The following is a 21,356-nucleotide window of genomic DNA, read 5'->3' as shown; positions in this document are numbered from 1 at the left end:
GTCAGCCCCCTGTAGCCGCGGGCAACAGCCCGCTGCGGTGACTTGAAAAGTGGTAGAAGGCGCGCTTGGCAAGCTCCACCGCGACCAGATAGACCGCGACCATGGCGCCAAGGATCAGGTAGAACCGCAGCGGCGGCGGCACAAAACCAAAGTGGCTGGCGAGCGGCGTGTAGGGCAGCACCAAGGACAGCGCCACCACGGCCAGCGAGGTTGCCGTGAGCACCCCGCTTGCGCGGCTACGCAGCGGGTTGCCGCGGGTGCGGATGATGAAGATCACCAGCACCTGGGTGCACAGCGACTCGACGAACCAGCCGGTCTGGAACAGTGCGGCGTCGGCGTTGAGCACCTTGAGCATCACGTAGAACGTGAGGAAGTCGAACAAGGAACTGATCGGCCCGATCACCAACATGAAGTTGCGGATGAAGGAAAGATCGAGCACCCGCGGCGCGGCAAGATCCACCGCATCGACTTCGTCGAGCGGGATCGCCACTTCTGAGATGTCGTAGAGGATGTTGTTGAGCAGGATCTGCGTCGGCAACATCGGCAGGAAGGGCAGGAAAAGCGATGCGCCCGCCATGCTGAACATGTTCCCGAAGTTCGAGCTGGTGCCCATCATGATGTACTTCATGATGTTGCCGAAGGTGCGACGCCCCTCCACCACGCCGGCGTGCAGCACATGCAGGTCTTGCTCCAGCAGGATCATGTCCGCAGCCTCCTTGGCCACGTCCACCGCCGATTCAACCGACAGGCCCACGTCGGCGGAATGCAGCGACGGCGCGTCGTTGATGCCGTCGCCCAGGTAGCCGACCACATGGCCGCGTGCGCGCAGCGCTTCGATCACGCGGTTCTTCTGCGCCGGATTCACGCGGCAGAACAGGTTGCTCTGCTCAACGCGGATGCGCAGCGCCTGGTCATCAAGCGTGGCGATCTCGGCGCCGCTGACAACACCCGACACCGGAATACCGAGCTCACCGCACACATGCCGGGTCACGCGGTCGCTATCCCCAGTGACGATCTTGATCGCGATGCCATCCTTGCGCAGGGCCTCCAGCGCTTCAGCCGCACTGGCCTTGGGCGGATCGAGGAAGGCGCCGAAGCCGGCCAGCACCAGGCCCGTTTCGTCGCCCACCACGGCATGCGGGTGATCGCGCCCCACTTCGCGCCAGGCAATGCCCAGCACGCGAAAGCCGTCGTCTTCGAGTGCGTGGCAACTGGCCCTGGCGGTCGTTGCGGCCGCGGCGTCAAACGGCATCTGATGTGCGTCCTCGCCCATCTCGACATGGGTGCAGAGGCGCATGATTTCGTCCGGCGCGCCCTTGACGACCAGCCAGCGCGTTTGCCCATCGTCGATCAGCACCGACACGCAGCGGCGCTCGAAGTCGAACGGCACTTCGTCGATCTTCTGCCAGGCGCCGACGGCCTGCCCGGCGGAGTCGAGAATCGCCTCGTCGAGCGGCGTCTTGAGTCCGCTCTCGAAGAAACTGTTGAGCCAGGCCAGGTGCAATACCCGCTCGCTCGATGTGCCCTGTGCATCCACATGGCGCACCATGCGGATCTTCGCCTCGGTCAGCGTGCCGGTCTTGTCGGTACACAGCACGTCCATCGAACCGAGATCCTGGATCGCAGAGAGGCGCTTCACGATCATCTTGGCCCGCGCCATGCGTGCCGCGCCGCGTGCAAGGGTCACCGACACCACCATCGGCAGTAGCTCAGGCGTGAGGCCAACGGCGAGCGCCACGGCGAACAGGAATGATTCGAGCCAGGGGCGGTGCTGCAAGGCATTCACCAGCAGCACGAACATCACCATCAGCACAGTCAGGCGCATGATCAACATGCCGAAGCGCCGCGTGCCCACCTCGAACGAACTGGGCGTTGCCGGGCGCGAGATGGTGTCGGCGATCTCGCCGATCGCCGTCGCCAGCCCCGTCTTCACCACGCGCATGCTGGCACTGCCGCTGATGGCCGAGGTACCCATGAACACCGCGTTGGCGGCGTCCTGCATGTCGGTTGCGGTATCCGGCAAACGGCCTGCATGTTTCTCGACCGGGTACGCCTCGCCGGTCAGCAGCGCCTGTTTGACGAAGAAATCCTTCGCCGCGATCAGCAACCCATCGGCCGGGATCAGGTCACCCGCTGCGAGCATGGCTACGTCGCCGGGCACGATATCCGCAATCGGCAGCGCTACCGCCACGCCGTCGCGCACCACCGATGCGCGCACGGCAACCGACTGCCGCAGCTTGTCCGCCGCGGCGTTGGCGCGGTACTCCTGAACAAAATCGAGCGTGATGCTCATCAACACGATCAAGGTGATGATGATGAAGTTCGTCACCTCACCCGAGAGGGCCGACACGCCCCCTGCGATCAGCAGGATCAGCACCAGCGGATTGCCGAATCGGGCGACGAACTGCCTCAAAGGTGACTTCTGGTCGTGCGTTCGAAACTCGTTTGGCCCTGCGGCATCAAGCCGACTCTTGGCCTCGGATGCGGTCAGACCAAGCGCAGCAGAAGCCGCAGCGGCGGCGTCCTGCTCGGCAGCATCGAGCCACCATGGCTTCGTATCCGCGGCCATCACCTACTCCCGGCACCGCACCGCATCGGCCTGGCGTGGCGATCGGCAAGCCGAGTGCGGTGTTCGCGTCGCTGCGTACTTCTGATGCCGCACGCGTTCATGCTGTTGCACGCCTAGTGCATGCCGGCGGCGTAGGTTGCGCAGTCCGCTGCGTAGCAAGTGCACGCCGCGGCTTCCAGCCCAACCCGGTCAAGAACCGTGATCTCACCCCGCGCGTAGTGGATCAGTTTGCGCTTTTGCAGGGCGCCGGCAGCCTTCGTTACGCCGACCCGCCGCACGCCAAGCATCCAGGCGAGGAATTCCTGTGTGACATGAAGGCCGTCGGCATGCGTGCGGTCGTGGGTCATCAACAGCCAGCGCGCGAGCCGAGCCTCGACCACATGGAATCGGTTACACGCAGCCGTTTGCGCCAGCTGCTGCATCAGCACATACATGTAGCGGAAGAGCACCCGGTGCAGCGCACTGCCGACTGCAGCGGCGCTCAGGAAGCTCTCTCGGCTCATCGACAACGCGGTTCCCTGCCCTTGCACCAATGCGTGCAATGGCGCGGCATCGACACCCATCAGCAATGTAGCGCCAAGCATGCCCTCGTCACCGATCAGCCCCACTTCCAACCCGGAATGCGGCCCGATCGCCGTGGTCAGCGAAATGATGCTTCGCACCGGAAACAGGACCCGGCGGATCGCGCTACCCGGCTCCGCAACGACATCGGCGAAAACAAGGTCTACCTCCACGCAGGATGTCATGACCTTTGAGAGTTCCCGACGCGGCAAACGCGCGAGTAGCTGATTGCTTGATGGTGTCGCCGTTCTGGTTTGCACGTTTGGCCCCTGCCGCGAAACTGGCGTTGGCCGCGGGCGGATGCGCCGCGGCTTATCAGGCCCCCAGCCTGCGTTTGGCGGATTGGGTTGTCTGGACGCTGGCGCACATAGGTTGGCCGTGGGTCCCGCTGCGCGATCCGCCTAGCGTCACATCGGAATCAAACCGGCGTATCTGGCAGAAGACGATCACACTCCCGCTTCACCACCGCATAGCACTCGCAGGAACGCGCCTCTAGGCCAGCCCGGTTGATCACCGTGATATGCCCACGGTGGTACTCGATCAGCCCCGCCTTTTGCAAGTTTCCGGCCGCTTCGGTCACCCCTTCGCGCCGCACCCCAAGCATGTTCGCGATCAACTCCTGGGTCATGACCAGTTTGTTGCTCGGCAAGCGGTCGAGGCTCAGCAGGAGCCAACGGCAGAGCTGCTGATCGAGCGAGTGATGGCGGTTGCACACTGCGGTCTGCGCCATCTGCGTGAGCAAGGCCTGCGTGTAGCGCAACAAGAGGCGTTGCAGGGTATCGGCACGTTCGAATTCGTCCTTCAAAACGGGCCCCTTCATCCGATACGCATGGCCTGCGCTCTGCACCACGGCGCGGCTCGGCGTCGTTTCCCCGCCCATGAAGAGTGATACGCCGACGATGCCTTCGTTGCCGACCACGGCAATCTCGGCCGAGGCGCCGTCTTCCATTACATAGAGCAGCGAAACAATCGATGTGGTCGGGAAGAACACATTGCGCATCGGAATGCCGGGTTCGTATAACACGTCACCGAGCGGCATCGCCACCAGTTCAAGTGCGGGTGCAATACGCGCCATCTGATCATCCGGCAGGGCGGAAAGCAGATGGTTTTGCAGCGGGGAATGGGTCGTTTCCATGCGGGGTCTCCGGCCTTGGGCGCCACCGAGCCAAACGTGGCCGGATCGGCGACCAATGCAAGTCGCATTTCCAGTATAGGTCGCCAAAATCCCTCCATATGTGCGCTAGCGAACATACGGAAGGAGGCTGTTGATGTAGCGCCTGCCTGCGGGCCGAAGTGCACCGTTGCCAGATTCAGACCCCAATGGCGGTTGGTCGCAGACCACCCCCGCCACTGCTCCGGTTGCAGCCAGTTCAGGGTGCGTCAGCGAACAGACGCGCCCCAGCCCAAGCCCTAGCCTCCAAACATCCGAGTGCCGCCAAGCACAAGCTGACCCGGCGGGGCCAATACCCCATCTCTTCGGATCTGTTACGCGGCAGCAGCCAACAAGGGCCCGCAATGCCAAGCCCGCTGAACCGCCCCCAACCCCACACTTGAGGTCACACCATGAAGCACATCCACACCATCATCGCCATGTCGTTCTTTCTTGCGTTCGCCCCGATCGGCCTTGCACAGGCCATGACCAAGACTGACTACCGAACCCAGCAAGACAAGATCGACGCCGACTACAAACTCGGCAAAGCGGCCTGCGAGAACATGTCTGGCCAGCAAAACAAGCTCTGCATGGCCCAGGCGAAGGCTGCACAGAAGATCTCCGAGGCCGACCTGGAAGCGAGCTATACCCCCACTCGCAAGACCCACTACAAGGCTCGTGTCGCGAAGGCCGAAGCTGACTACTCGGTCGCCCGCGAGCGTTGCAACGACAAGGCGGACAACGCCAAGGATGTCTGCATCAAGGAGGCTAAGGCCGCAGAGACCAGCGCCAAGGCCGACGCAACTGTGCAGTTGAAGAGTTCTGACGCGGCAGCAACGGCAAACGAGAAGACGGCCGTGGCAAAGAGCGACGCGAAGACAGCAACCACGGACGCTCGCACCGACGCCACCGTGGAGAAACGCGACGCACGCTATGCCGTCGAGAAAGAGAAGTGCGATGCGATGGCCGGCGCCGCAAAGGACCGTTGCCTCGCCCAAGCAAAAACGACGTTCGGCAAATAAGCCTCCGCATGGCCGGTGCGCCGCACCGGTCATCGACAGCGCATAAGGACAAGGTCACATCATGAGAGTCAATCGAAGTAATACCCGCTACGCATTGGCCATTGCGCTGATCGTAGGCGTCACCGGCTGTGCCGGCATGTCACGCCAGGACAAGGGAACGCTGATCGGCGCGGGCGCCGGCGCGGTGGGCGGATCGGTACTCACCGGAGGCAGCCCAGTCGGCACGATCGGCGGGGCCGCCGTGGGCGGCATCATCGGGCACGAAATCGAGAAGCCCGCCAAGAAGTGAATCGAGACACGCGCTGAGCGCCGTCCAACCGAGCAAAGAGCCGCCACCTGTGTGCGGTGCCGAACAGACGTCGGATACGCCTTGGCACACGATTCACATTGAAGAGCCGGCTCGCAGACGCACCGCACTGCAGACGTGGGGCCTAACGGCCTGACGACACTGCGAGCGGGTTCTTCACCGAGCACACCTCCGGGCACCACGCCCTGCATGGGAGGCCGTCATGTTGAGATGGGCCCTGATCTTCTTTCTGGTTTCAATCGTCGCTGCGGTTTTCGGTTTCACCGGCGTTGCCGCAGGTACCGCTGAGATCGCGCGAATCCTCTTCTACATCTTCGTAGTCATCTTTGTCGTAACCCTGCTCTTCGGGCTCGGTCGGGGGTAGCCCCGCACCGCTCGCGAATCAAACCGACAAGCCAAGGAGACACCATGAACACCGAAATGAACCCGCTACCCGGCATGGGAAGCAAGGATCGACTGGCGACAGACCTGAAGAACGTCGCCGCCGACACGAGCGGCCTGATCCAGGAAATCGCCGCGGCGACGGCCAGCGATCTGGCGCAAGTTCAAACGAAGGTTGAGCAGTCCTTCGACGACGCAAAGACCTACGCCATCAACAGCAAGCTTGCGCTGGGTGAAAAGGTGCGTGGCGCGGCGATCGCAACCGATGGCTATGTGCGGACCAACCCCTGGAAGACCGTTGGTGCAACTGCCCTGGCGGGACTCGTCATCGGCTTCATGTTCAGCCGTCGCTGACGAACACCACCAAGGGCGCGTGCAGTCTCAGGATGATTCGGTGCGCGCCCGCCACCAAGCCCGCACCCCCAACGCTTCCCCCTCGTGACACCGGAACGCCCGCGCATCTGCCGGGGGCGTGCCAGTGCCCCTTCCCCGCGGCTGGTTCGCTATGTCGCCACACCAGGAGGCCACCATGAGCCTTGGAACATTGCTACTGATCGTGCTGATCGTTCTTCTGATCGCCGCGATACCCACGTGGCCTCACAGCCGCAGTTGGGGCTACCTGCCGAGCGGCGGGCTGGGCCTGGTGGTGGTCGTCATCATCGCGCTGCTGTTGATGGGCCGACTATGACAAACGCCCCACCACGCGTACCGACTGATCACCCGCCCCCGTGCTTGGCACCCACTCGCGGGTGGGTGTCATTGGTCCCCACGACCAACCAGGGAGGCAATACACCGTGTCCATCGTAAAAGGCTTGCTGCTCCCACTCTCGCTGCTGACGGCTTTTGCGGCAGTAAACCTCGTGGTGACGGTGCTGCTCCGGCGCTACGGCCGAGAGGTGGCGCCATCGGCGGCCCCGCAACCCGCGGAGCCGAACGTCGCAGGAGACCGGCACGCAGGCCAGACTGCGCCGGCGCTGGCATGTTGAACCCGCGCGAGAACGTGCCGCATGTGCGCGAACCTGCTCACGCTTGTGTCGTAAGCCGAGTTCAAGCGGCACATCTGGCGCCCGGCCACCGCTGCCCGCTCTGCGCGAGCCCGATCTACCGAATCCGACGAAGGGTGCTCGACCGGCTGCTGAGTTGGTTCACGCCGGTCCATCGGTACCAGTGCAGCGCCATGCACTGCCGCTGGGAGGGCAACCTGCTCGAACAACAGACCACTGCCAACGCGCCGCAAGCAGGCGCGCCTCTGAAAAACTGAACCGCCTGCAGCGAAAGCCCAGGATGCGCCCGCTACGGGTACGAAAGGTGCAAACGATGTCGACCATGGGTTATCAGGAGCCGGTTCACGAATTACCGCATGAAGCGCGCGACATGCACCGTGCGCTCATTTCGCTCGCCGAGGAGCTGGAGGCGATCGACGCCTACAACCAGCGCGCAAATGCCTGTCATGACGAGGCGCTGAGATCGATCCTGGAGCACAACCGCGACGACGAGAAGGAACACGCTGCAATGCTGCTCGAATGGATACGGCGCACCGACGACACCTTTGGCACCCAGGTGCGCAAGTTTCTCGCTGCCAACGGCAGCGTAGCCGACTGATGAGTATCGCCGCCCGCATCGTCGAATTCAATCCCCGCACTCAGGATCAGTGATGCGCATGACACCACCGCCAACCAAACTCCTCCTCGTTGAAGCGGACCGCCTGGTCGCCGAACGGGTAACGCATGCGCTGTCCGCCTCGGGCGATGGCATGTTCCGCGTGCGATGGGTAACGCGCCTCGCCGATGCGCTCGACTGGTTGCACCGGCACGCCGAATCAAGCGTGCTGCTGAACCTGAGCCTGCCCGATCAGCAAGGCCTCGCGGTCTTTCTGCAGGTGAGCGAAGCGGCGCCTGACGCCGCGATACTCGTGCTGAGTTCCGGTAGCGATGACGCACTCGCGCGCGAAGCGGTCGCGCTCGGCGCGCAAGGCTATATCTCGACCGAGAGTTTCGACGCCAGCGCCCTCCCCCTGCTCTGTACGCATGTGATCGAGACGCAAGCCGCCAAGCACGCGTTGATGGATAGTGAAGCGCGCTTTCGCGCGATCAGCGATGCATCGCCGCTGGGGATACTGGTGGCCGATTCGGAAGACCGCTGCGTCTATGCCAATGCGGTGTACCACGCCATCGTAGGCAAAGGCCCGGCCGCTGCGGTGGGCTCGTCGTGGTTCGGCACCGTCCATGCGGGCGACCAGAAACGGGTGCGCTCGGAATGGCGCCACGCAATTCATCACGACCAACGGTTTCAATCGGAATTGCGCTTCAGCCGCCCCGGCGAACCAGAGCTCTGGGTGCGGGTGCACAGTGCTGCGCTGCCCGGTCGCCACGCCCCGCGCGGGCATGTGCTGACCTTCGAGGACATTACCGGCCGCAAGGCGAACGAGGTGGTGCTTCGCGCCGCGGAGGACGCGCTGTTCGACGAGAAGGAGCGCGCCCAGGTCACGCTCAATTCGATCGGCGACGCAGTGCTTGCCACCGATGTGGAGGGCAACGTCAGCTACCTCAACATCGTGGCGGAACGGCTTACTGGCTGGCCTAAAGCGGAGGCGCTCGGACGCCCCTTGGGCGAAGTGTTCCGCACCATCGACGGTGAAGACCGGACCGAAGCGGAGAACCCCGCACTGATGGCGATACGGGAGAACCGTACGGTTGCCCTGGCGGCCGGCAGCATGCTGGTCCGGCGCGACGGTTCCGAGGCTGCGATCGAAGATTCCGCGGCGCCGATCCACAACCGCGCCGGCAAGGTCGTCGGCGCAGTCATCGTGTTTCACGACGTCAGCGAATCGCGGGCGATGACGCTGAAGATGGCGCACCTCGCGCAGCACGACTTCCTGACGGATCTGCCCAATCGCGTGCTCCTGACCGAACGCCTGTCGCAGGCGATCCGCTTCGCGGTACGGCACCGCAAGCAGGCCGCATTGCTTTTCCTCGATCTCGACTACTTCAAGCACATCAACGATTCGCTCGGTCACACCGTCGGCGATCAACTGCTCAAATCCGTTGCCGACCGTCTGCGCACATGCGTGCGGGCGACAGACACGGTGTGCCGCCAGGGCGGCGACGAGTTCGTGATCCTGCTTGCCGAGATCGAGCGCCGGGACGATGCGGCGCAGATATCCGACAAGATCCTCGCTGCCTTTGGGCCCCCGCACCACATCGGTGGCCACGAGCTTCATGTCACCTTGAGCATCGGCATCAGCGTGTATCCCGACGACGCACCGACCCTCGATTCCATGTTGCAGAACGCGGATGCCGCGATGTATCACGCAAAGGCATCCGGTCGAAACAACTACCAGTTTTTCAAGGCGAACATGCATGCCGAGGCGGGCCACCGGATGTTCGTGGAAAACGGCCTGCGCCGTGCGTTGAAGCGCGGTGAGTTCGTGCTGCACTATCAGCCCAAGGTCGATATCGCCTCGGGCGCGATGACCGGTGCCGAGGCCCTGCTGCGTTGGCATGAACCGACACTGGGCTTGATTGGTCCCGCCCAGTTCATACCGATTGCAGAGCAGTGCGGGCTGATCGTACCGATCGGCCGCTGGGTATTGCGACAGGCCTGCGAACAGGTGATGAGCTGGCAGCGCGCGGGCCTCGCGGTAGTGCCCGTGTCGGTAAACATCTCGGCGCTGGAGTTCCGGCATCCGCTCTTCATCGACGAGGTTTCCAAGATCCTCACAGAGACCGGGATCGACCCAAGCCATCTTGAGCTTGAACTGACCGAAAGCGTGCTGATGCACGACGCCGAGAGTTCGGCCACCGCGCTTGAAGCGCTCAAACGCATGGGCATACAACTGGCCATCGACGATTTTGGTACCGGCTATTCCAGCCTCAGCTACCTGAGGCGCTTTCCGATCAACACGCTGAAGATCGATCAATCCTTCGTGCGCGACATCGAGACCGATGTCGACAACGCCACCATCGTCGGCGCGGTGATCGGCATGGGGCGCAACCTCAAGCAGCGCGTGATTGCAGAGGGCGTTGAAACGGCACTACAGCTGTCGTTCCTCCGCCGCGAACACTGCGACGAAGGCCAAGGCTTCCTGTTCAGCTATCCCTTGCTGCCGGATGCGCTCGCACGGCTGCTGAAGATGCCGCACGCAGCAGTCGTCGCCTGACACCGCTTCGCGCTGGCTTGGCGCCGCCGGCCTTATTCACTGCGGGGCGACAACGCCAACAGCATATTTGTCCCCGCCCAATGTACGGCAGCGCACCGACGCCCGGGCGCCGACCCGCTACGCTGCACCTGAGGTTTCCGCCGGGTGATCGGGCAGCGTTGAACAGTTTCACTCAACGTGCCGGGAGCACTCCGGATCGCCCGCCTCATTGGAGGCACTCATGTCACTACTTGGATGGATCGTCATCGGCCTGGTCATCGGCTTCTTCGCCAGCATGCGCATGCACAGCTCGGAGCGCACGACCCTGATCGACGTTGGCATCGGCACCATCGGCGCCGTCATGGGCGGCAGCATCATCACCACCTTCGGCCACAACGACGTTGCCGGCATCAACCTGCCGAGCCAAGTGCTCGCCGTCGTCGGCGCTGCAGCCCTGCTGCTCGCCTACCACGCAACCTTTCGCGTGGTTCGCTAATGCTCGCGGACCTCGCACTCCAACGCGCAGCGGAGTTGCGTCGGCACGCCGCGCGTGCCCGCAAGAACCGCGACGCGAACACGTAACGCCGAGCGTGCGACTGCAAAACGCCGTCGCCGCCTCAGCGCTGCGCCCTCTCTCAATTCGAATTTCAGGAGCTCCATCATGGGCAAGACACGCAACTACCTCTCCAGCTTCCTCATCGCCGCATCGTTGTTCTCGGTCGTCGGCTGTGCTTCGACCGCCCGGAATGAAGGCACCGGCGAATACGTCGACGACACCGTCATCACGAGCAAGGTCAAGGGCGCAATCTTCAACGAGCCGAGTCTCAAGTCGGCCGAGATCAATGTCGAGACCTTCAAGGGGGTCGTTCAGCTCAGCGGCTTCGTAACGTCGCAGAGCGCCATCAACAAGGCCATCGAAGTCACCCGCGGTGTTGGTGGTGTGAAGTCGGTGAAGGACGACATGCGTATCAAGTGAGAAACGGCTTGCCCATGATCGCCCCCGCGGCACCGCCGCGGGGGCGACCGACAGTGTGCACACCCAGCCCCCCAACCCCCGCACGTTTCGCTGCGCCAACGCGATCGGCCCCCTTCCGCCGCAACAAGGGCCTCTGACATGCCCAAGGAAAACGGCTTCATCTCCGACCTGTTCTGGACGCCGCTCCGCGCATCACTGCGCGGCTTGATGCGGCACCGTGAGGTTCGCACCGACGAGCCGCCGCTGCGCGCCGAGTTGTTCAGCGCCAAACAGATGGCGCAACACGGCAAGCGGCTAGCCGCCATGCATGCGGTGGTACACGCGCACGACGCCGATCACCTTTTGCTGCGTTTGGCTGACAACGAGCGCATGCTCATCGAAGTCTGCCGAACGCTCAACGACAGCCCAGCGGGAAGCCGTCGCTTCACGCCAGCGGGCGAGTGGCTGCTCGACAACTTCTACCTGATCGAAGAGCAGATTCGCAACGCAAAACGGCATCTACCGAAGGGCTACAGCCGCGGCTTGCCTCGACTGAAGGCCACCTACGGGCCTGCCCTGCCACGCGTCTATGACATCGCGCTGGAGATCGTTTCGCATGGCGATGGCCGTATCGATCCGCATGGGCTGAGCCAGTTCGTTTCCGCCTACCAGACCGTCACGCCCTTGCGGCTGGGCGAGTTGTGGGCGACGCCGATCATGCTGCGCCTGGCGGTGATCGAGAACCTGCGGCGCGTCGCAATCCGTATCGAGAGCAGTTGGTCAGACCGAAAGCTGGCGGGCGCCTGGGCTGACCAGATGACCACCGCCGTGGAGTCAGACCCGAAGAGCCTGATTCTGGTGATCGCGGACATGGCGCGATCCAACCCACCGATGACCACCGCCTTCGTCGCCGAGCTCGCGCGACGCTTGCAGGGCCGGGGCCCTTCCCTCGCACTGCCGCTGACCTGGATCGAACAGCATCTTGCGGAAGCTGCGCTGACGATTGAACAGCAGGTTCAGGCCGAGAACCAGCAACAGGCGGCGGATCAGGTATCGATCAGCAACAGCATTGGCAGCCTGCGCGTGATCGGCGCGATCGAATGGCGTGAGTTCGTCGAGGCGCACAGCATCGTTGAAGAGACGCTGCGCGAAGACCCGGACGGCCACTATGCCCGCATGGACTTCGCCACCCGCGATCGCTATCGCCACGTGACCGAAGACCTGGCCAAACACGGGCCGCTGAGCGAGGGTGAGGTGGCACGCGCGGCGGTCACGCTGGCTCAGGCGCGAGCCACCGCAGCATCCGCCGCGGATACACCAGCCCGCCACGTCGGCTACTACCTGATCGGCGATGGCCGCATCGAGCTTGAGCGCGTGGCTCAGGTGAGGCCGCCCTTGCTCACGCGCGTGTCGCGCGCAGCGGGCCGATCGCCGCTGCTGCTCTATCTGGGCGCGATCGTGCTCATCACCCTGGGCGTCAATACCGCGCTGCTCGCACAGGCGCGCTCGCCCCTGCTGGAGCCCTGGACGCTGCTTGTGATCGGCATCACATCCTTGCTCGCGGCCAGTCGGCTGGGCGTGGCCATGGTGAACTGGCTGACGAGCCTGATGGTGAAGCCACAGCTGCTGCCGAAAATGGACTTCTCGACCGGCCTGCCGGCAGAGATGCGCACCCTGGTCGTGGTGCCCACGATGCTGACGTCGCAGGCGGGGCTCGCCGCCCTGATCGAAGCCCTGGAAATCCGCTACCTCGCCAATCAGGATCCGAACCTTCACTTCGGCCTTCTGACCGACTTCTGCGACGCGCCGACCGAGACGCTGCCGGGCGATGCCGCCCTGCTGCTGGCAGCCAAACGCCAGGTCGACGCGCTCAATCAAAAATACCCCGGCGCACCCGGCGAAGACCGCTTCTGCCTGTTCCATCGACCACGGTTATGGAACGCCCACGACCATATCTGGATGGGCTTCGAACGCAAACGCGGCAAGCTGGCCGATCTGAACAAGCTGCTCCGCGGCGCAGCGCCCGGGGCCTTCTCGCTGATCGTGGGCCAGTTCGGTCCGCTTGGCGGCGTGAAGTACGTGATCACGCTGGACACCGACACGCTGCTGCCGCGCGATAGCGCCCGCCAGTTGATCGGCACCATGGCGCACCCGCTCAACCGGCCGCATTTCGACGCAACCCTCGGTCGCGTCGTATCCGGCTACGGCATCCTGCAACCGCGGGTAGCCAGTACCCTGCCGGGCAACAATCGTTCGCGCTATGCGCACATGGCGGGCGGCGTGCCAGGCATCGACCCCTACACACGCGCGGTGTCCGACGTGTACCAGGATCTGTTCGGCGAGGGCTCGTTCACCGGCAAGGGCATCTACGACGTCGATGCCTTCGAACAGGCTCTGGGCGACTGCATGCCCGACAACCGCATCCTCAGCCACGACCTGCTTGAAGGCTGTTATGCGCGCGCCGGGCTGCTGAGCGACGTGCTGCTGTACGAGGACTATCCGTCGAGCTACCGGGCCGATGTGCGGCGCCGGCATCGCTGGGTCCGCGGCGATTGGCAATTGTTCGGCTGGCTGCTGCGCCGGGCCCCTGCGGCAAGCCCAGCCGCAACGCGGCCGCGCAACCCGCTCTCGCGGCTCTCGCATTGGAAGCTGCTCGACAACCTTCGCCGCAGCCTGGTGCCGAGCGCGCTGGTGGCGATGTTGCTGATCGACTGGGTACTGCTTGCGTCGCCCGGCTACTGGACGCTCGCGGTGCTCGCCATCCTGAGCCTGCCCACCTTGTGTGCGGCGCTCGTCGCGCTGCTCAACAAGCCGGCCGAGGTGTTGCCACACCAGCACCTGGCAAGCGCTGCCCAGGCGCTCACACGCCGCATCGCACAGCTGATCTTCGAGCTGGCGTGCTTGCCGCATGAGGCCTTCTACACCCTTGGCGCGATCCTGCGGACCACCTGGCGCCTGATGCGGCGGCGCGGGCACATGCTGGAGTGGAACGCATCGAGCGACGTGGAACACAAGGCCGCGACCGAGAACCTCGACGGGCTTCCCGCCACGCTGCGCATGATGGCGGCAGCACCGCTGCTCGCCGGCATCGTTGCAATCGGCCTCGCAACCTACGCGCCGGCAAGGCTGATGCTGGCGGCGCCGATTCTCGCGCTGTGGCTTTGTGCCCCACTGATCGCATGGTGGGTGAGCCAGCTGCGGCATGAACACGTTCAGCCCCTGTCGGCGGTGCAAACGCGCTTCCTGCGCGTTATCGCCCGCAAGACCTGGGCGTTCTTCGAGCGCTTCGTCGGGCCGGACGATCACTGGCTGCCGCCCGACAACTGCCAGCACTACCGCGCAGCCGCAATCGCGCACCGTACCTCGCCAACCAACATCGGGCTCGCATTGCTGGCGAATCTGAGCGCCTTTGATTTCGGCTATATCCAGGGCGGACGCCTGCTCGAACGATGCGCGGCGACGCTGGCGACAATGGGGCAACTGGAACGCTACCGCGGCCACTTCTACAACTGGTACGACACGCAAACATTGCAGCCGCTCAATCCGCGCTACGTCTCGACGGTTGATAGCGGCAACCTCGCAGGTCACCTGCTGGTGCTCCGCGCCGGCCTGCTCAAGCTCGATCTGGAGCTGATTGCCGGGCCACAGCGCCTGGAGGGCTTACGTGACACCCTTGGCGTCGCCGCCGAGGCCGCGACCGGCCCGCTCTCTTCACAGCTCGCGGCAATGGATCAGCGGATTGCGGCAGTGATCGCAGCGCGAACCGATTCGCTGGAACCCTTCCATTGCGTACTGGAAGCGATCGTATCCGACGCCGAGCGCATCTTCGAAGGCGCAGCGCCGACCAACCCATCAGAGGCTCCCAGCCTGTGGGTGGACGCCCCGCTGGCCGCGCCGGGCGGCAACGCGCTGCGTACCCTCTGCGATGCGTGCCGCGAGCTGGCTGCGGAGCTGACCGAGCTCGCCCCGTGGCTACTGCTCCCGCCCGCCCCGGCCGGGCTCCAGGCGCCGCTGCGCAGCATCAAGGCGATTGCAGAAGCGCGAAGCATCAGCGACATCGCGCGGCTTGAATCGATGGCGGGCCCATCGATCTACGCCTGGCTTGCACGCGTAAGCGCCCCCGACGAGCGGGCCTGGCTCACGCAGCTTGCTGCGTCGATCGTGCTGGGGAGCCAGCGTGCGCACGCGCGGCAAACGCTCGCTGCCGATCTGGCACGCAAGGCCGAACAAATGGCCGAGATGGACTACGAGTTCCTCTACGACGCAAGCCGGCATCTGCTGTGCATCGGCTACAACGTTGCCGACCGGCGCCCGGACGCCAGCTACTACGACCTGCTCGCCTCGGAAGCACGCCTCGGATGCTTCGTCGCGATCGCGCAAGGCCGCATCCCGCAGAAGAGCTGGTTCGCACTCGGTCGCCTGCTCACCGGCATTGGCGCCGCACCGGTTCTGCTGTCGTGGAGCGGATCGATGTTCGAGTATCTGATGCCATTGCTGGTGATGCCCAGCTACGACAACTGCCTGCTCGACCAGACCTGCAAGGCCGCAGTGGCCCGCCAGATCGAATACGGCAAACAGCGTGGCGTGCCGTGGGGCATATCGGAGTCCGGCTACAACACCGTCGATGTGCAGCTCAACTACCAGTACCGTGCGTTCGGTGTGCCCGGCCTGGGCCTCAAGCGCGGCCTTGCGGACGATCTCGTGATCGCGCCCTACGCCTCGGTGATGGCACTGATGGTGGCGCCAGAACCCGCCTGCCGCAACCTGCAGCGCTTGGCGAGCGAGGGCTTCGTCGGCGAATTCGGCCTATTCGAGGCAATCGACTACACACCGGTGCGGCAGCGTCGCGGCCAGACCAAGGTGGCAATCAAAGCCTTCATGGCGCACCACCAGGGCATGAGCCTGCTCTCGCTTGCTTACCTGTTGCTCGGCCGACCAATGCAGCGGCGCTTCGAGGCCGAACCACTGTTCCAGGCAGTGCTGCTACTGCTGCAGGAACGCATTCCGCCCCCGACCGAGCGCTTCGTGATGCGGACACTGCCCTTCGACACCGGCGGTTCGGATCCGGTTACCGAACTGCCGCTGCGCACCTACCCAGGCGTGCTGACGGCTACGCCGGAAGTGCAGTTGTTATCCAACGGCCGCTACCACGTGATGGTGACCAACGCGGGGGGTGGCTACAGCCTTTGGCGCGACATCGCGGTGACACGCTGGCGCGAGGATGGCACGCGCGACAACTGGGGCAGCTTCTGTTACCTGCTCGATGTGGCCAGCGGCGAGTTCTGGTCCAACACCTACCAGCCGACGCTCGCGGTGCCGACTCGCTATGAAGCAAGCTTCTCCGAAGGCCGTGCTGAGTTCCGCCGACACGACGAGCTGGATGGCGGGCGGGCGGCATTCGACACGCAGACCGAGATCGTCGTCTCGCCGGAAGATGACATTGAATTGCGGCGAATCCGCATCACCAATCGTGGCCGTCGCAGCCGCGATGTGGAGATCACCAGCTACGCAGAAGTCGTCATCGCGTCCGCCGCCGCAGATGCCATGCACCCGGCGTTCAGCAATCTGTTCGTGCAGACCGAGATCCTGCCTGGGCGCAGCGCGATCCTGTGTTCGCGCAGGCCTCGGGCAGCCGACGAAGCGGTGCCGTGGATGCTGCATGCCATGACGGTGCACGGTGCAAAGACCAACGAGGTGTCGTGCGAGACCGATCGGGCCCGCTTCATCGGCCGCTGCCGCAGCACCGCATCGCCGCTCGCGATGAGCGAGGCCAACGCGCTTTCGGGCACCGCGGGCTCGGTGCTCGACCCGATCGTTGCGGTGCGTTACCGGATCACGCTCGAACCCGAACAGTCGGTGGTTGTCGACATCGTGACCGGCATGGCAGAGACCCGCGCTGCGGCGCTGACTCTGGTCGAGAAGTACCGCGATCGCCACCTCGCCGACCGCGTCTTCGAACTTGCCTGGACCCACAGCCAGGTCGTGCTGCGGCAGCTCAACGCCAACGAGAGCGAAGCGCAGTTGTATGCCCGCCTCGCAGGCGCCGTCATCCACGCCGAGGCGCGCCTGCGCGCCGACCCGTCGGTGATGCTGCGCAACCGGCGCGGTCAGTCGGGGCTGTGGGGCTATGCGGTGTCGGGCGACCTGCCGATCGTGTTGCTGCAGATTGGCGACGCAGCGAACATCGGCCTCGTGCAGCAATTGATCCAGGCGCACGCGTACTGGCGGCTCAAGGGCCTGCAGGTTGATCTGGTGATCTGGAACGAAGACCACGCTGGGTACCGCCAACGCCTGCAGGAACAGATCATCGGCCTGATTGCTTCGGGCATTGGCGCCAGCCTGCTCGATCGCCCCGGCGGCATCTTCGTGCGCCCTGCCGAACAGATTTCGAACGAAGACCGCACGCTCTTCCAATCCGTCGCACGCGTCATCCTCAGCGACAGTCGTGGCACGCTCGAAGAGCAGCTCGATCAGCGCCCGCCGCGCGAACCACGCCCCGCGCAGTTTGTCGCCGCTCGCCAGGATCGCCCCGCCCCTGCCGCCACACCGACAGCCGCCGACCGCAATCTGCTGATGTTCAACGGCCGCGGCGGCTACACGCAAGACGGGCGCGAGTACGTGATCCTGCTGGCACCGGGCGAGACCACGCCGGCCCCTTGGGTCAACGTGCTGGCGAATCCAGCATTTGGCACGGTGATATCGGAAACCGGCGGCGCCTACACCTGGGTCGAGAATGCGCACGAGATGCGCCTCACGCCTTGGCATAACGACCCGGTGTGTGACCCAAGCGGCGAGGCGATCTACCTGCGCGACGAAGAGAGCGGCCACGTCTGGTCGCCCACACCGCAGCCCGCCCATGCCGCCATGCCTTGCGTGGTGCGCCACGGATTCGGTTACAGCGTGTTCGAGAAACACTCGGGCGGCATCCACTCCGAGCTGTGCGTATTCGTCGCGACCGATGCGCCGGTGAAGTTCTCGGTGCTTCGCGTACGCAACGACTCTGGACGCGCCTGTCGCTTATCCGCAACGGGTTACGTCGAATGGGTGTTGGGCGATCTGCGCGCGCGTTCGGCAATGCACGTCAGCACCGAGGTTGCCGCGCAGAGCGGCGCTCTTTATGCGCGCAACCCGTACAGCGCGGAGTTTGGCTCGCGCGTGGCGTTCTTCGATGTGGACGACCCGACCCGCAACCTCACCGGCGATCGCAACGAGTTCATCGGCCGCAACCGCACGCTCGAACGCCCCGCTGCGATGGAGCGCGTGCGACTCTCCGGCAAGGTCGGCGCAGCGCTCGACCCCTGCGCCGCAATCCAGGTTTGTTTCGAGCTGGCCGAGGACGAAGAGCGCGTGATCGTATTCAGGCTCGGTGTCGGCCGTGATGCCGACGATGCCGCAGCGCTGGTCAGGCGCTTCCGCGGCACGCAAGCCGCGGATGAAGCGCTCGACGCGGTACACCGGCAGTGGCGCCAGAGCCTGGGCGCCGTGCAGATTGAAACGCCCGACCCGGCCATCAACGTGCTTGCAAACGGCTGGCTGCTGTACCAGACGCTCGCCTGCCGCCTGTGGGCGCGTAGCGGTTACTACCAGTCGGGTGGCGCATTCGGCTTCCGCGACCAACTGCAGGATGTGATGGCTCTGGTGCATGCCGAGCCCGAGCTGGTACGGGCGCATCTGCTGCTGTGCGCCAGCCGGCAATTCGAAGAAGGCGATGTGCAACACTGGTGGCATCCGCCTGCAGGGCGTGGCGTGCGCACGCATTGTTCGGACGATTACCTCTGGCTGCCGCTGGCGGTCGCCCGCTACGTCCAATGCACCGGCGACACGGCCGTGCTTGACGTTGAAGTCACCGGCCTGGAGGGGCGCCCGGTCAGTCCATCCGACGAGGCGTACTTCGATCTGCCGAGCCGGGCCACCACGTCAGCAACGCTCTATCAACACTGCCTTCGCGCGATCGACCACGGCCTGCGTTTCGGGCGGCATGGCCTGCCGCTGATCGGATCGGGCGATTGGAACGATGGCATGAACCTGGTCGGGGCCGGCGGCGAAGGAGAGAGTGTCTGGCTCGGATTCTTCCTATGCGAGGTGTTGCAGCAGTTCGCGGGCATTGCAGCGGACCATGCCGACCCAGCCAGTGCAGCCCGTTTCACGGCCCAGCGCACGCAATTGCACACGCAGCTCGAACAGCACGGCTGGGATGGCCACTGGTATCGCCGCGCCTACTTCGACGACGGCAGCCCGCTTGGCTCAGCAGGCAACGAGGAATGCCAGATCGACTCGATCGCGCAAAGCTGGTCGGTGCTATCGCACACCGCGGCCCCCACACGCGCCGCCGATGCCATGGAGTCCTTGCACCGCCGCCTCGTCCGCCCGGACGATGGCCTGGTGCAATTGCTCGACCCACCCTTCGACCACTCACCGATGAACCCGGGCTATATCCGGGGCTATGTGCCGGGCGTGCGGGAGAACGGCGGCCAATACACCCATGGCGCCATCTGGGCGGCAATGGCCTTTGCGGAACTGGGGGACAGCGAGCGGGCATGGGCGCTGACCGATCTCATTAACCCGGCCCAGCACAGCCGCACCGCAGAAGACATCGCGCGCTACCGCGTCGAGCCCTACGTCATGGCCGCCGACGTTTACGGCAGCCCGCCCCATGTGGGCCGTGGCGGCTGGACCTGGTACACCGGCTCCGCCGGGTGGATGTATCGGCTGATCACCGAATCCCTGCTTGGACTGCACCGTACCGGCGACACCCTGCACTTCGAGCCATGCATCCCGAAGTCGTGGCCAAGCTGCAGCCTGACCTACCGACACCGAGACACGAGCTATTCGATTACCCTGATCAATGCCATCGCCAGCGTTGAGAACACCGCGGTCGACAGCGCCACGGACTCAACCGCCCGCCGCCGCGCGGAGATCAAGCTCACGGACGACGGCCTCCCTCACCACGTTGACGTAATCACCACCGCGCAGCCCTGACGGCCAATCCCGCCACGGCCCATGTGCACCGCGTGGTGCGGAATTGCGCCCAAACACGAATGGAACATCGCCCCGAACCACCAATCGTGGCACGCCATCGTTTCCCGCCGAACGACCAGTTGAATCCGCCGCCTTGAGCGGTTTTCCAGAACTGCAAAATGATTGACAGCTTGTGGCCGACGTGCCGTCGCAGCGCTGACGAGTGGAATGACTGCTCGACTCGGTCACCAGCCCTTCGATGGTCGAAGCGACGAACGGCGGGAGTGGGTCGTATCCAAACGGCAACAGGCTTTCGGAGCTGACATTCGCAAGCTCAGCGCTTGCTGGCGCATGAATGTCAGCTAAGGCCGAGAATCCGACGACAAGCAGTAGCCCGCTCTGCCCGCTTTAAGCCTGGAGCGGCTATGAGTCACGACAGGCTGCTTCGCAGCGGTAGCGGTCCTTGGTGCCGAGCCGCCGCGCGTCTCCTTTCGTCCATCTACCCGTCGTTGGCTATTTCACCGAATCGTGGCGCGTGGCCGACGCTGGATGGTCGGTTCGCCGCGACGAACCCAACGTTAAGTCAGCGCCAAAGACGCACCGCTGTATGAGCACGCTGCGGGGCAGCGCCAAGACCGAGCCATTAGGTTTGCTCCGTCAGTGCATCGGGTCGGTCGCGATCGTCTGACGACCGTCTCAAAACCTCCACCGTGCAACCGCATAGCCGCTCCCCTAAGGCGCTGCGGGGGACCACTCGCGCTTGAGAAGTCCATATAGAACTGAGTCGGAGATCTCTTCGCCAACAATCCAACGCTCACGCAACAAACCTTCGCGTGCGAATCCCAATCGCTCGAGGCCACGGGCAGACCCTTCGTTTCGAGGGTCAATATCGGCCTCAAGGCGATGAAGCCCCAGCTCGCCAAATGCAAAGGTGATCAAGGCGCTTACAGCCTCGACCATGTAACCCCGACGCCAGTGGGCACGTGCGATTCCGTATCCGACCTCGCCTCGCCGAGATCCTTCGTTCAAGTTAAACAGAGAACACGTCCCGATCAGCTCACTTTGGTCGCGCAAATAAACGCCTAATCGTAGGTGCTCACCGGCGGCCAGTTCGCGTCGGTCATTTTCGATCAGCGCAGTTGCTTGATCGATGTGCGTCCATGGCTTCGAGCTCCAGTAGCGCATGAACTCCGAATCGGAATAGATGCCAAGGAGTTGCTCTGCGTCGCCCAGGGATAGCGGTCGTAGCGCAAGGCGCTCCGTGAGAAGTCTGACGTGTGTGAATGCTTGCATGTGTTCCACTCCTTCCGCAGAC

14 protein-coding genes are annotated in these 21,356 nt (G+C 64.3%); 10 read left to right on the top strand and 4 right to left on the bottom strand.

Annotated features, from left to right (window positions below):
* Position 1: 1 nt before the first annotated feature.
* From mgtA to JY500_RS08585, 3 genes are all read right to left on the bottom strand, one after another.
* Positions 2-2,569 (bottom strand): magnesium-translocating P-type ATPase, encoded by a 2,568-nt coding sequence (gene mgtA / locus JY500_RS08595; protein ID WP_206256054.1) that lies wholly within the window; start codon positions 2,567-2,569, stop codon positions 2-4.
* 113 nt (positions 2,570-2,682) lie between these two features.
* Positions 2,683-3,315 carry a Crp/Fnr family transcriptional regulator gene (locus JY500_RS08590; protein WP_206256053.1) on the bottom strand — a complete coding sequence of 211 codons (633 nt, stop codon included), beginning with the start codon at positions 3,313-3,315 and terminating at the stop codon, positions 2,683-2,685.
* Between the two features lie 233 nt (positions 3,316-3,548).
* Positions 3,549-4,265, bottom strand: coding sequence for a Crp/Fnr family transcriptional regulator (locus JY500_RS08585; RefSeq protein WP_206256052.1), 717 nt, complete (start codon positions 4,263-4,265; stop codon positions 3,549-3,551).
* Between the two features lie 428 nt (positions 4,266-4,693).
* Here JY500_RS08585 and JY500_RS08580 point away from each other — a divergent pair, with 428 nt between their 5' ends.
* From JY500_RS08580 to JY500_RS08535, 10 genes are all read left to right on the top strand, one after another.
* On the top strand, positions 4,694-5,302 hold the full coding sequence (locus JY500_RS08580) for a hypothetical protein (RefSeq protein ID WP_206256051.1): 609 nt from the start codon (positions 4,694-4,696) through the stop codon (positions 5,300-5,302).
* A 61-nt stretch (positions 5,303-5,363) separates the two neighbouring features.
* Positions 5,364-5,591, top strand: a complete 228-nt coding sequence (locus tag JY500_RS08575) for a glycine zipper 2TM domain-containing protein (RefSeq protein WP_172204296.1) — start codon at positions 5,364-5,366, stop codon at positions 5,589-5,591.
* A 220-nt stretch (positions 5,592-5,811) separates the two neighbouring features.
* A complete protein-coding gene (locus JY500_RS08570) occupies positions 5,812-5,973 on the top strand; it encodes a DUF1328 domain-containing protein (protein ID WP_172204294.1) in 162 nt (53 codons plus the stop codon).
* A gap of 44 nt (positions 5,974-6,017) precedes the next feature.
* Positions 6,018-6,344: an ElaB/YgaM/YqjD family protein gene (locus tag JY500_RS08565; RefSeq protein WP_206256050.1), complete on the top strand. Its 327-nt coding sequence runs from the start codon at positions 6,018-6,020 to the stop codon at positions 6,342-6,344.
* 175 nt (positions 6,345-6,519) lie between these two features.
* Positions 6,520-6,678: a DUF3309 domain-containing protein gene (locus JY500_RS08560; protein WP_206256049.1), complete on the top strand. Its 159-nt coding sequence runs from the start codon at positions 6,520-6,522 to the stop codon at positions 6,676-6,678.
* Between the two features lie 629 nt (positions 6,679-7,307).
* Positions 7,308-7,592 (top strand): ferritin family protein, encoded by a 285-nt coding sequence (locus JY500_RS08555; RefSeq protein WP_172204286.1) that lies wholly within the window; start codon positions 7,308-7,310, stop codon positions 7,590-7,592.
* Positions 7,593-7,650: 58 nt separating this feature from the next.
* Complete coding sequence (locus tag JY500_RS08550; protein WP_206256048.1) at positions 7,651-10,149, top strand: bifunctional diguanylate cyclase/phosphodiesterase; 2,499 nt, start codon at positions 7,651-7,653, stop codon at positions 10,147-10,149.
* A 220-nt stretch (positions 10,150-10,369) separates the two neighbouring features.
* The gene (locus JY500_RS08545; protein ID WP_172204281.1) at positions 10,370-10,624 is read left to right on the top strand and encodes a GlsB/YeaQ/YmgE family stress response membrane protein; all 255 of its coding nucleotides are present in this window, start codon (positions 10,370-10,372) and stop codon (positions 10,622-10,624) included.
* Positions 10,625-10,789: 165 nt separating this feature from the next.
* A complete protein-coding gene (locus JY500_RS08540) occupies positions 10,790-11,104 on the top strand; it encodes a BON domain-containing protein (RefSeq protein WP_206256047.1) in 315 nt (104 codons plus the stop codon).
* Between the two features lie 138 nt (positions 11,105-11,242).
* Positions 11,243-20,062: a glycoside hydrolase family 94 protein gene (locus JY500_RS08535; RefSeq protein WP_246479843.1), complete on the top strand. Its 8,820-nt coding sequence runs from the start codon at positions 11,243-11,245 to the stop codon at positions 20,060-20,062.
* A gap of 711 nt (positions 20,063-20,773) precedes the next feature.
* On the opposite strand, the gene JY500_RS08530 is transcribed toward JY500_RS08535, so the two are convergent.
* Positions 20,774-21,334, bottom strand: coding sequence for a GNAT family N-acetyltransferase (locus tag JY500_RS08530; RefSeq protein ID WP_206256046.1), 561 nt, complete (start codon positions 21,332-21,334; stop codon positions 20,774-20,776).
* Positions 21,335-21,356: the final 22 nt, after the last annotated feature.

It is taken from the genome of Niveibacterium microcysteis, from assembly GCF_017161445.1.
GTDB lineage: Bacteria > Pseudomonadota > Gammaproteobacteria > Burkholderiales > Rhodocyclaceae > Niveibacterium > Niveibacterium microcysteis.
This window is presented reverse-complemented; position numbering and strand designations above follow the sequence as displayed.